Annotated in this window: 12 protein-coding genes; 6 read left to right on the forward strand and 6 right to left on the reverse strand. The window is 38.1% G+C overall.

Annotated features, from left to right (window positions below):
• The first annotated feature begins 87 nt into the window (after nt 1–87).
• The 5 genes from J0A69_RS19550 (at nt 88) to J0A69_RS19570 (ending at nt 5,150) form a co-directional block, all read left to right on the forward strand.
• Nucleotides 88–591: a hypothetical protein gene (locus tag J0A69_RS19550; protein ID WP_206588309.1), complete on the forward strand. Its 504-nt coding sequence runs from the start codon at nt 88–90 to the stop codon at nt 589–591.
• 348 nt (nt 592–939) lie between these two features.
• Nucleotides 940–2,868: a DEAD/DEAH box helicase gene (locus J0A69_RS19555; RefSeq protein WP_206588310.1), complete on the forward strand. Its 1,929-nt coding sequence runs from the start codon at nt 940–942 to the stop codon at nt 2,866–2,868.
• Complete coding sequence (locus tag J0A69_RS19560) at nt 2,837–4,102, forward strand: GIY-YIG nuclease family protein (RefSeq protein ID WP_236033026.1); 1,266 nt, start codon at nt 2,837–2,839, stop codon at nt 4,100–4,102. The genes J0A69_RS19555 and J0A69_RS19560 overlap by 32 nt, the downstream gene beginning before the upstream one ends.
• A 13-nt stretch (nt 4,103–4,115) precedes the next feature.
• A complete protein-coding gene (locus tag J0A69_RS19565; protein WP_206588311.1) occupies nt 4,116–4,724 on the forward strand; it encodes a hypothetical protein in 609 nt (202 codons plus the stop codon).
• A 3-nt stretch (nt 4,725–4,727) separates the two neighbouring features.
• Nucleotides 4,728–5,150: a hypothetical protein gene (locus tag J0A69_RS19570; RefSeq protein WP_206588312.1), complete on the forward strand. Its 423-nt coding sequence runs from the start codon at nt 4,728–4,730 to the stop codon at nt 5,148–5,150.
• Nucleotides 5,151–5,307: 157 nt separating this feature from the next.
• Here the strand turns inward: J0A69_RS19570 and J0A69_RS19575 are convergent, their stop codons facing one another.
• Nucleotides 5,308–5,529, reverse strand: coding sequence for a hypothetical protein (locus J0A69_RS19575; RefSeq protein WP_206588313.1), 222 nt, complete (start codon nt 5,527–5,529; stop codon nt 5,308–5,310).
• A 438-nt stretch (nt 5,530–5,967) separates the two neighbouring features.
• Between J0A69_RS19575 and J0A69_RS19580 the strand changes: the two genes are divergently transcribed.
• Nucleotides 5,968–6,813: a hypothetical protein gene (locus J0A69_RS19580; RefSeq protein ID WP_206588314.1), complete on the forward strand. Its 846-nt coding sequence runs from the start codon at nt 5,968–5,970 to the stop codon at nt 6,811–6,813.
• Nucleotides 6,814–6,953: 140 nt separating this feature from the next.
• Here J0A69_RS19580 and J0A69_RS19585 read toward each other — a convergent pair whose 3' ends face one another.
• The 5 genes from J0A69_RS19585 to J0A69_RS19605 form a co-directional block, all read right to left on the reverse strand.
• Nucleotides 6,954–7,448: a hypothetical protein gene (locus J0A69_RS19585; RefSeq protein ID WP_206588315.1), complete on the reverse strand. Its 495-nt coding sequence runs from the start codon at nt 7,446–7,448 to the stop codon at nt 6,954–6,956.
• A 69-nt stretch (nt 7,449–7,517) separates the two neighbouring features.
• A complete protein-coding gene (locus J0A69_RS19590; RefSeq protein WP_206588316.1) occupies nt 7,518–8,195 on the reverse strand; it encodes a hypothetical protein in 678 nt (225 codons plus the stop codon).
• A complete protein-coding gene (locus J0A69_RS19595) occupies nt 8,161–9,090 on the reverse strand; it encodes a DUF4099 domain-containing protein (RefSeq protein ID WP_206588317.1) in 930 nt (309 codons plus the stop codon). The genes J0A69_RS19590 and J0A69_RS19595 overlap by 35 nt, the downstream gene beginning before the upstream one ends.
• Before the next feature lie 7 nt (nt 9,091–9,097).
• Nucleotides 9,098–9,727, reverse strand: a complete 630-nt coding sequence (locus J0A69_RS19600) for a M23 family metallopeptidase (protein ID WP_206588318.1) — start codon at nt 9,725–9,727, stop codon at nt 9,098–9,100.
• An 11-nt stretch (nt 9,728–9,738) separates the two neighbouring features.
• A complete protein-coding gene (locus J0A69_RS19605; protein ID WP_206588319.1) occupies nt 9,739–11,730 on the reverse strand; it encodes a type IV secretory system conjugative DNA transfer family protein in 1,992 nt (663 codons plus the stop codon).
• Nucleotides 11,731–11,732: the final 2 nt, after the last annotated feature.

An 11,732-nucleotide genomic window follows, 5' to 3' on the forward strand; every position in this document is an offset into this window, starting at 1 on the left:
TTTAGACGAAATTTAGACGAGAATAACGCGCATCATTCTGATTATCATTGTTTTAACAAAACCAAAGATTGGATTTAGACGAAAAAAATGGCAACAGTTCAAACAAAAGTTTTAAGTGAGATCAAAGAGTCTAGAATGATTTCAACTACCAAGAGTACTCCAGATGAAGAGGTTGCAGTACTTCAAAAGTTGGAAGCCTTTGGGGTACTTCAGAAAGAAAACCATTCATTTAGACCCACAGCACGCTTCTATAAGTATGCTGATCAATTAATTGAGCAAGAAATTCCAGTAGAGAAGTTTGCCTTTGATGATCTACCAAGTTCCCAACAAACCTTCAATAATACAATTCATGCTCAAAGCATTGGACAAATAAATCAAGGCTCTGGAAATTTCAGTTTTGAACAGATTAACATTGAAATAGTGAAAGAATCATTGAAAAATGAGTTGAGTGAAGATCAAATGGACGAGGTCATGCAGGCACTAAAAGAAAAGGGGAAAAGTGGTGTTTTTCAAAAGTTGAAAAGCTTTGGAAGTGACGTACTTGCGAATGTAATCGCTGGAATTCTTTCTAATCCGGGACTCTATGGATAAGAGAAAATCTAACTGGCTAAAAAGAAATAAAATATAAATAAATTATTTAAAAAGTGCTTTAGAACTCATTCAAGCCACTTTTTCTCTTTTTGCTGTAAAAACAAATAAAAATAAAGTAAGAGAATAAGGCTGATGTTTAGCAAGTGATGGCATTAAATTCTTATAGAATGGTTAGGTGACAGAAGTCAGAATATCGAAAAGTAGAAAAACTCGTCTAATTCAATATTTAGTTTATTAGGTTAGACGAACTTTAGACGAGAAAACACCTAATATTTTTGATAAACAGCGACTTAAAAAATTAAACTTAGACGGATTTTAGATATACTTTAGACCATTAACCTTTTTGAAATGCCCAATATAGTAGAAGTAAATTATCACCAGACTGGCAAAAGTACCCAAACTAACCCTATGGGAATGCGCGATATGCAAGCCCGGGCATATGAGGCTAGACACGCCCAATATTTATTGCTTAAAGCCCCACCTGCATCCGGGAAATCCAGGGCATTGATGTTTTTGGGACTTGATAAACTTTTCTACCAAGGCATCAAAAAAGTGATTGTCGCTGTACCGGAACGCTCTATTGGGAGTTCCTTTGCCCACACCGATCTAAAATCCCATGGATTTTTTGCAGACTGGGAGCCAAACGATGCCTATAATCTGTGCATGCCCGGAAGTGATGGGAGCATGAGTAAAGTCAAGGCTTTTCACAATTTCATGGCAAACGAAGAGAAGCTTTTGATCTGTACCCATGCCACACTGAGATTTGCATCAGAAGAATTGGAAGAAAAAGTATTTGACAATTGCCTCCTTGCTATAGATGAATTTCACCATGTTTCCGCGGATATCAATAATCGTCTGGGTGATATCCTTCGGAATATCATGCAAAAGTCTTCGGCGCACATTATTGCGATGACCGGCTCCTATTTCCGGGGTGATAGCGTGCCGGTACTTCCTCCGGAAGACGAAGCCAAGTTTGAAAAAGTCACCTACAACTATTACGAACAGCTGAACGGATATAATTACCTGAAATCCCTAGGAATTGGCTACCACTTTTATCAGGGCAGATACACAGAAGCCATTTTGGAAGTATTGGATACGGACAAGAAGACGATTCTTCATATCCCAAATGTGAACTCAGGTGAATCCACTAAGGACAAACACAATGAAGTAGACTTTATTCTGGATGCGATCGGAGAAGTTATCAAGCAAGACACTGAAACTGGTGTGATCTATATCAAACGGCACTCAGATGGCAAAATCCTGAAAGTTGCTGACTTGGTAGAGGATAATTCCAGAGAGCGGGATAAAATCGTAGAATACCTGAGGAAAAGCAAAGACGAGGAGGATATGGATTTGATCATTGCTTTGGGTATGGCTAAAGAAGGATTTGATTGGCCTTATTGCGAACATGCCCTGACTGTTGGTTACCGTGGATCCTTGACTGAAATTATCCAGATTATTGGCCGATGCACACGTGACAGTAGCAATAAAACACATGCACAGTTTACTAATTTAATTGCCCAGCCAGATGCTGCGGATGATCAGGTAAAATTATCCGTCAACAATATGCTGAAAGCTATTACAGCTTCTCTACTGATGGAGCAGGTCTTGGCTCCCAACTGGAAATTTAAAACCAAACTATCCGATGAGGATAAGGCAAAGCCAGGCGAACTCAAAATACGTGGACTGAAAGAACCAAGCTCCAAAAGAGTAAAAGACATTATTGAATCGGACCTAAATGACCTGAAGGCGGTAATTCTTCAGGATGATCAAATGCTCAAGGCTATGCCAGGGAATGTAGATCCAGAGGTAATCAATAAAGTTCTAATCCCGAAGATCATTCAAGTGAGATACCCTGACCTCTCGGCCGATGAAGTAGAAGAAGTTCGCCAGCAAGTAGTGGTCGATTCTGTGATTAAAAACGGTGAAGTCAAAGAAACTGGGGACAAACGCTTTATCCGAATGGCCAATACATTTGTGAATATTGATGACCTTCATATCGACCTGATTGATCAGGTTAATCCTTTTCAGAAAGCTTTTGAGATCTTGTCAAAATCTGTGACCACCAAAGTTCTAAAAGTGATACAGGAAACTATAGAAGCAACTCGAATTTCAATCAGTGAGGAAGAGGTTTTACTTCTATACCCAAAAATCAAGGAATTTATAACCATGTATGGCAAAAAGCCAAACATCAATTCCGGAGATCCATTGGAAAGAAGAATGGCTGAGGCGATCATTTACATCAATGAACAAAGAAGGAAGCATGCAGCATCGTAAAAAGTATTCTTCTTTGGATGAAATTTTTAATGATGAGGAGTTTCATCTGATTGAAGAGAAAAAGAAAGTTTCGTCAACTAGTACTCCTGATGACCGATTACTTGCATCATTTCACCAGATCAATGACTTTTTTGCAAAAAATGGAAAAGCCCCAGAAGCGAATATCTCCAATGTATCTGAATACCAGCTTTACTCACGGTTGAAAAGTATTCGTGAGGATGCTTCTAAAGTCGAAATGCTGCTTCCTGAAGATATCCACGGCCTGCTGCAAAAGAAAGATACTTTTTCGGTAGAAGAACCGAGTGGGCAATATCATAAGAAGCCGAAAAAAGAAATAAAGTCCATCGCTGACATATTGGATGATGATTTGGACATTTTGGGAGACGATGCCGGACTTTTTGATTTCAAACATACTCCAAAACCAGAAGAACGGGCAAGTGCCGATTTTGTAGCCAAAAGAAAACCATGCAAAGATTTCGCTACCTATGAACCGCTTTTCAAAGAAGTGCAAAAGGATTTGGCAGAGGGCAAGAGGAAACTGATAGATTTTAAAGTGGATAATTTGAAAGAGGGTGCCTTTTATGTACATAATGGAGTTCTGTTTCTATTGGAGCATGTAAACATTTCACAAAAAGAGCATTACAGAGAGGATGGCACCAGAGTCCGTGAAGATGGAAGGACAAGGTGTATTTTTGAAAATGGCACCCAATCCAATATGCTCAAACGGTCTGTCGAAAAAATTCTTTATGCCAATGGGAAGGTAGTCACTGAGAATTTTGAAAAATTAAACCAGTCATTCCAGGAAAACTTTGGGATGATTACCGAAGAAGACAAAGAATCAGGCTTTATCTACGTGCTGAAATCTCTGAGTTCCAATCCAGAGATCGCATCAATAGACAACCTATTTAAGATCGGCTATTCAAAAATCGCGGTTGAAGACCGGATCAAAAATGCATCAAAAGAACCAACCTATCTAATGGCGGATGTGGAATACATCGCCGGATGGAAATGCTATAATATGAACACCCAGAAATTCGAACAGCTGATCCATAATTTCTTTGGTTCTTCCTGTCTGAACATTGACGTATTTGATGATAAAGGAAAAAGATATACTCCTAGAGAATGGTTTATTGCCCCTTACGAAGTGATCGAACAGGTCATTGGTTTAATTATCAGTGGTGAGGTGGTGAAGTATCGGTATGATGCGGAGGAGGAGAGGATTATCTTGAAATAAAGGCTTATAAGTTATGCTTTATAAAACTAGTGACCGACTAGCTGAAAAACTGCTTACACTTCCAGAGTCAGGTATGGGATATCAGATAATAAAAACAAAATCATTCACGGGGTCTAAACAATATATCTTTTTTAATGGCATCGTTGGCAGCGATTTTGGATACCCTGGTAGTTTCAGCAACTATGAATTAAAGGCCATTGATTTTGATATTGATATTTCTAATCTTGTCATAGATAAAACAAGAGGAGCTATTGACTCTTCATTTGAGACAACAAATGGTTCTGAAATTCAGAAATTCGTCAGGTTGTCTGCATTCGAAAATGATTTTCGTGTTGATACAGAAAGCGGTAGATTGTTACCGGGGAGTTTTACAACTGATCTTGAAGATTTTTTAACAATGACAATTCCTTTCAATAATTTTGACCCGATAGCTTATTACAGCTTACCCAACCCTTTACCAATTAAGTGGCTATTCTACTTTAAATCAATCGCCGGTGATACTTTTCAAAGAGGAACTGTTCAGCCGGCATTTGGACAAAATGGAGGTGGAAGAGAATACTATTTTAAAAATGGCACTTCTGAAAAATCCTTGATTTCAGTAAATCCATTTGGTTACTCTTAAACTATGGAACAAATAATTAGTACTTTGACAAATCCTGAAGATCCTAATTTCTGGACAGCGTTAGGTGTTGTAGTTACCGCCTTGGTAGCTTTAGGTGGATTATTGGGTTGGGTTTTGACTAACATCCTCAATAATAGGGTTTCTAAAACATCAAAGATCCTCATTCAGGCAATGATTGAGATTTTTCTCGATTGGGTGAAAGTAAAAAGTAAAAGTCAGACTGTTGATGATGAAAATATAAGAATATGGATTTCAGAAACAGGCGGTGCCATTTTAACAGGTCGATCTTACATGGTTTTTAAAAGATTCTTAAAAGAGCTCAAAAAGTCAGCCTACAAAGATTTACTGACTCCTGATGAAAACACTTATAAATCGTGGGTAAGCAAAAGTGATTCCAAGCCGACCTGGGAACGAATTGATTGGTAATCACATTTAAAATCCCCTCCTATGGAAACAGTTCCTTAAGTAGGAAACTTTCCATTTAATCCGTCACAAATCTTGACGTTTTTTGTAACAGAATTAAATAAAATGAATTGCTATTAAAGTGATTGGAAAATCAAAAAAAGCCCCGAAGGGCTTTTAATCAAGACTCTTCCGATTCCGGCTCTTTGACTGAAACATACACCGTGTGAGTTTTGCCGTATTGGTCTGGTTCTTTCAGTTTGGCGACGTTGAACTTGACGTAGGTTTCTCCTTCGTATTCGAAGCTGTGGTTTTGAAGTTCAGCCATGTTGAGGCTTACTTCGACGATGTCCATGTTTTCGACTTGTTTGCCTTTTCCGATGTACTTTTTTGAAAATGCCATAGATTTTTGGTTTTAGTTAAAATTTATGCATGTCTTTTAGGAAGGCTTGGTGAGTGGATAAAAATTAGAATTCAAAAACTGGGAGGTAGTCCGTAGGAAACCCCGTTTTTATAAGATATTCTGCTAGCAGCCCCAATTTTTAGAAACTGACAAGCGGACTGACCTTTGTGCATACAATTGAACAAAACCGGAATTTGGCATATAAATTCATAACGAATCAGTTGAAAGAAATGTACGAGCCATTATGGAATCTACTTGAAGAAATAATAGAGATTTCAAAAACCATTCATATTAAATACAAAAGCCCCTCATAAGCAAAGAACTGATCTTGAATCCTTTGGTTTAACCTTAGGATTTATCCTTAAAAAAGCTGGAAATTTTCATAAAAAAAGAAATACTAACAATTTCAAAAATCTCATATTTTTAGACAAAAAGAAAATGAAAAAATTATTCGCTAGCTTAATTGAAAGAGTAAAAAATAAAGAGACCAGCTTAACATTTTATGAACAACTTGTTGACAAAACTTGGCTAAAAATAGATGAATCCAGAAATATACTCAGACAACTAGAATTCCAAAGGAATGGTGAATTATTGGATTCTAATCATGGAAATGTCACAAGGAAAAAGTGGGAATTAACGGCTTCTGGAAAAATTATTATCTCCTTTGAAGGCAAAGAGCAGCTCTTTTATGCGACATTTTCAGAAATATTCAAGCTTACTTTGATAAAATCTGGAAGTATAGACTCATCTGAGACGTTTTTAGAAGAAAAATATGTAATTAATAGTGTAAAGGAGTTTTTACAACAAGAAAATGAAAGACTGATTCAAGAAGAACAAAAGAAAATCGAGGAAGCAAGAAAAAGAGAGGAAGCTATTGATTTGCAATTATTTAAAAGTGGAATTCCAAATCCAAAGCAGTACAGAGAAGTAATGAATACAATGGCGAACCTTAGCAAAGATATTGACAAAAGGTTTGACTCAAGGATAAATGATTTTTCTAAAAATCCACCAAAAATTGAGAACCTTATTAAGTTCTATGATTTTTTATCAACACATGAGCAAAACAATGATAAACCATTTTTTTCTAGCAGGACCACATTAGAATCTCAGAAAGACGACTGTATTAAAGTTATAAGGGAAATAGATTCGAAAATTGATCATATTAATAATTCAAATCCTAATTCCCAATCAGAATCAATAGAACTCAGGAGAAAAAAAAGAAACCTAATTCAATCCAAGGAAATATATCAAGCATACTATAATTATCTCCTAGAAAAATCTTAACCAGTTTACAACTGAAAATTAAAACTTGAACTAGGAAGCAATTTGTAAAATAAAACCCGCATCAATTAATGCCTGCATGTTTTTCAAAAACATCAAAAGAATAAAAAAACGACGTCTTACTTAGAATTTTCAAATCCTAGCTACTGGAAAATTATCTCCTCAGCCAATGGCACCGAAGTCTCCCCAGAAGCCAAAGCCTCATAGGTGAACTCTTTGAAAACAGAACCATCTGCCAAAACCCGCACATCGGCCGAAAGTGGTTGAAAGGATTCATCTGTTTCTCCTCCCAAATGGACGGCATTGAATACAAATCCCAAACTGTGGATAGGGGAAGAAGAACTCACCAAGATCGAAGACGACTCAGGCTCTAAAGTCAAAGTATAAGTATTCCCCTGTTCTACCACCTGAGTCCAATCCAAATCACTTGGCTCTCCCAACACAGGAGCAACAAAAGTAGATGTTCCAGCCAGCATACTATGAACTGAAAAAGTAACCAAATATTCAGAATAGTCTCCTCCCATTTCTACTTCGATCGTGACGTTTTTCTCCACCAATTTGGGTTCTTCATCTTCGGAAGAACAGGCGAAAGCTAGACCGGCAAAAACAAAAAGTAGTAGGTAGTTCAGTTTTTTCATAGTGGAATTGGTTTGGTTTAAAAATTCAGTTTTAATAATGGTTAGTCAATAAATATAGCAAAACCATATTTATTCTAAGTCCTCTTTAACCTGTTTATTAAGTTGATAAAATGACTCTGCTCCCTTCTTTCTGGGCTTGAATGTCCTTACTGTTTGTAATACTCCTTGGGATATGCAATAGGCTCGGAGTGAAAAGGAAGTTATTGGCTCTACTGAATCTTTTTCAGTTTTAAGGTTCTTCAAATGGATTGATCCATTTGAGAGTCGGTATGAACAATTTCTTTTATGGATTAAGTCCTGAATTTTGCAATCCATCACACGTCCCAAAATCGAGGAACTGAAAACCGTATTCACCTTGCTTTTCGCATGGATTTCCTCCAATGATTTTTTCAAAAGATCTTCATCAAACTTTGCTCCCACAACCATAAAACCCGCCTCCTCAAAAGCGATTCTTGCCTTATATTGGTTGACAAAAAATATCAATGAAGCATAGGAATCCGAGACAAAAACCGAGCGTGTAGTCTCAGAAATATTAAGAATTGAAATACCATAGGATGCACATTTGCTTCGGTAAAGGCTAAGCACTTCCTTATCTACAACTCCACCGTCTTGATCAAAAAAATCAAAATAGATCTGCCCCTTCTCGTCTTGGATGGCATTCTTGGAAAAAAGGCGCTGAATATCCATTTCAACACCCTTGTATGTCAAAATGTCAAATGTCCCGTTCCTGGTCATTGTCTTGCTCACGATTTCGCATTTTTGGATTCTTTCCCTCCTCGCTATCGATACTGTTCAGTCGCTTGATTTTGTTGATATCAAAATCATCTCTGACTTCTTTGGGTAGGTTCGGATCTGCAGAAATTTTGGAATACTCCTCCTTGATATTGTTTAGATCCCGGACTGCATCCTTGTCATTCGGATTCTTGGAAATCCTCCGTTCCACTTGTTTTTGAACTTCTTTGATGGCCTGCAAATACCCTTCGCTAAAGGATTTTTCCTCCTGACTTTTCTTACCCAACATTTTCTCAACACCTGTGATCAATAAGTAGGAAAGACCTCCATCTATCAACACCGAAAGGATTAAACCCCGATTATTGGACCGAATTCCTTTAGGTGCGGAAGGGGAAAGTTGAAATTCAGTTCCATCGGCCAATTGCACGGTATCCCCTTCTTTATATTTCTTTTTTTGCTGAGGACTAAGCTTTTCTCCATTGACTTCCTGTGGAGCTTTGATATCCCTGGGATTGTAGGAAAGAAATTGCTTGGTTCTGTGATCATACTCTATAATCTCAGATTGGAAATTTCCTTCCTTGTCCACGTAGCTTTTCTTCAAGTTTGCCAATTCCTTTTTAACCAATTGATTTCGTTCTGATTCACTCAAGTTTGGATGAGCTCTTGCCTCTCTATAGACCGGGTCAATCCGCAATGCTGGCTTACCATCTTCGCCTCGAACAATTGATAGCCTTGCCGGTAACTTATCAACCTGAACATCCTTTCCCTTCAAATCTTTCAATTCGACGATATCGGTCATTTTCCCATTTTTTAAAGCATGGATTTCTTTTTCCGGAATGGTAAATTTTCCGTCTTTGACAACTCCGAAAATTTCCAGATCCTTCATTGGTAATACATTTTGATTTCTCATGGTGTTATTAGTTTGATAAAAATTGAATTAACTCATCTTTGGTAGACAGCTTGGATAGCATCTGAATGAATAATGTGGGATTGATGTATTCAAGCCCCTTTTTAATGGTCACATGGAGATGATCCCCAGTTGCCTTCCCGGTACTTCCAGAAATCCCTATCACTGATCCAGGTAAAACACTTTCATTCTTTGTCACCCAGATTTGGGAAAGATGGCCGTAAACAGCGGCATAGTTTCCATGTTGGACTTTGATGAAATTCCCCAGAAGTGGATCATGTCCAACAGAAGAAACTTTCCCATGCAACATGGAATAGACCTTTGAGAGATTGGCATTCAAATCAATCCCTCGATGGAATTTTCTTTCTCCCGAAAATGGATCGGATCGGTAGCCATAAGTTGAAGTCATCAAAAAACCTTCAAGAGGAAGCGAGGCGAGCAATACCCTGCTTTCTTTTTCTATAGGATTGGCCACGTGGGAAAAATATCCTTTATCAATTCCTTCTTTTTTCGACAAAACCAATTTTGATTGATCCACTTTTACCGTGGGTAATTCCTTCTGAAATTCAATTGAATTGAACTGAGGATATGCCTCCTGGACCACAAAAAGTAAAATGATGATGATTGTTAATCTTGTCATTATTAAAGTGTCTATTCTACTGGTGTCATTTCGCGATGCTTTTCAATAATCTCCGTCACTTGGTTATGAATTTTCTCAAAATGCTTGGTTAGAATCTCTTCCTTTTTCCCCTTGAAGTCATAGTATTTCGGAGTAGTTCGATAAGAGCTTTCTTCCTGATTTATTTCCTTCCTATTGAGATTTACTCGGCAATGGACATTGGAAGTCTTATACTTTCCATCGAATTGGGTTCCCTCGGTGGCAATGATTCCCGCGATTTCTCCTGTATGCATGGAAGCTATTTTCCCAGCCGGAATAAGCGGCTCGTATTTTTCACTATAAGAAACCGAAGTCCTATCCCGATCTATAGACAGGCTTTGGCCAAGCTGCTTGCGTTTGCCAAACATCATTTCCAACCATGACAAAGTATCCTTGTGTCGCACTGACCCACAAAGAACATTTCCAATCACCGAAGTCATGGTTGAGGCGGTTTCCTTGCCTTGCAACTGATTCAATTGGGGTAATTCCTGGAGTCCCAATAACACCGCTACTTTATTACTTCTCGCTGTGGAAATCAGGTTTTCGATTTTGTGGATATAGAAAGTTGGGGCCTCATCTGCAATCAAGGCTGTTGGCAGATTTCCTTTGGTATTAATCAATCGAGTCAGCCGATTGATGATCACCGAGTAGCAAGTTCCTGTAATGCTTTGGGTTTCTGTACTGTTTGCCAGCACCAAAATGGATGGGGAATTTGGATCTGAGATTTTAAGATCAAAATCATCCCCACTAAATACCCATGCAGTTTCTTTGGTATTTAGTCTGGAGAGAAAGATTTTCAGAGTTCCAACCTGGCCTTCCAGCTGCTTGAACACCTTTTTTTCATAGGCACTGCGAAAAGGAGATACCATGGATCTTAGCTCCGGATGTTTGGTCAGGCAGTTGAAAATATCCTCGTAGTCTCTATTCAGGAAATCCAATACATGTGCAAAAGTCGAGTACTTTCCATCCTCATACCTTGACACAAAAAAAATGCAGGCTGAGAGAAAATTGATCGCCGATTGTTCGAAGAATCGATCTGCCCCTCCCGATGAATCCGATTTTTGAAGTGATTGAAAAATAGCCTCTGCAGTTTCGGAAGCATTGGCAACGGTTTTAATATATCTCCTATTGATTGGATTGATCCTTCTGGAGTATTCCACTTCGTCCAGATTGATCACATGAAATTTGAAATTCGAGTTTTTCTTTTTGTCCTGCGCTTTCAAATAATGGAAATAGGCGATTTGTGCCAGATCAGGAAACTTAAAATCATACAGACACATGGTAAACCCTTTTCCTATCATTTGACGAATAAATGGATTGATCACACCGAATGATTTACCGGAGCCTGGTGTCCCGATCACAAACGTCCCTCTAAAAGGATTCACCAAATTAACCCATCCTTTGTGGACTTTTCCTCTGTAATAGAATTTCATAGGGATATTGACCGAAAAGGGATTCTCCAACTTCTTTTTGTCCTGCAGAAATGATTCACCCTCGATATTCCATTCGTCCTTGCCCAAACCAGATTTGATCATTTTGGACACATTATCTAAAGAAGTATGGATGAGAACGGATCCGATCAATGTGCTCAGAATATAACCTAAGCTTTCAATGGATGTCAAATCGAAAACCAGAAATGAATCCTCCAATGTGTAGATGTAGACCGATCCAAAAAACAGAATGAAGCCTATGGTAATTGGAAATACAATTTGGCTTCTGGGGTTTAAATCCAGATTTTTCTTGGCAGCTGTACCAATGGCTGAAAGTGCTATTGCTACCAGAATGGCAATTTTCCCAAGCAGTACATTTTGATAGATTTTGAGATTTAATAGCTTTTCAAATAGAGGAAAAAAGTACTTTCCGATCCCTTCCAAAACCATCAGCTGAGGAGCATAGACAAACATGAGAATGTCCATAAATACCATCAAATAAACAACGAATTGGAAAGTCCCGTGCAGGCTCTTTAATTCCCTTCTCTCATTCATAT

This window comes from Algoriphagus pacificus, assembly GCF_017254845.1.
GTDB lineage: Bacteria > Bacteroidota > Bacteroidia > Cytophagales > Cyclobacteriaceae > Algoriphagus > Algoriphagus pacificus.

Coding starts and splice junctions, on each gene's coding strand:
- J0A69_RS19570 (WP_206588312.1), top strand. CDS start 4,728: ATGGAACAAATAATTAGTACTTTGACAAATCCTGAAGATCCTAATTTC.
- J0A69_RS19595 (WP_206588317.1), bottom strand. CDS start 9,090: ATGAGAAATCAAAATGTATTACCAATGAAGGATCTGGAAATTTTCGGA.
- J0A69_RS19560 (WP_236033026.1), top strand. CDS start 2,837: ATGAACAAAGAAGGAAGCATGCAGCATCGTAAAAAGTATTCTTCTTTG.
- J0A69_RS19555 (WP_206588310.1), top strand. CDS start 940: ATGCCCAATATAGTAGAAGTAAATTATCACCAGACTGGCAAAAGTACC.
- J0A69_RS19600 (WP_206588318.1), bottom strand. CDS start 9,727: ATGACAAGATTAACAATCATCATCATTTTACTTTTTGTGGTCCAGGAG.
- J0A69_RS19550 (WP_206588309.1), top strand. CDS start 88: ATGGCAACAGTTCAAACAAAAGTTTTAAGTGAGATCAAAGAGTCTAGA.
- J0A69_RS19575 (WP_206588313.1), bottom strand. CDS start 5,529: ATGGCATTTTCAAAAAAGTACATCGGAAAAGGCAAACAAGTCGAAAAC.
- J0A69_RS19580 (WP_206588314.1), top strand. CDS start 5,968: ATGAAAAAATTATTCGCTAGCTTAATTGAAAGAGTAAAAAATAAAGAG.
- J0A69_RS19565 (WP_206588311.1), top strand. CDS start 4,116: ATGCTTTATAAAACTAGTGACCGACTAGCTGAAAAACTGCTTACACTT.
- J0A69_RS19605 (WP_206588319.1), bottom strand. CDS start 11,730: ATGAATGAGAGAAGGGAATTAAAGAGCCTGCACGGGACTTTCCAATTC.
- J0A69_RS19585 (WP_206588315.1), bottom strand. CDS start 7,448: ATGAAAAAACTGAACTACCTACTACTTTTTGTTTTTGCCGGTCTAGCT.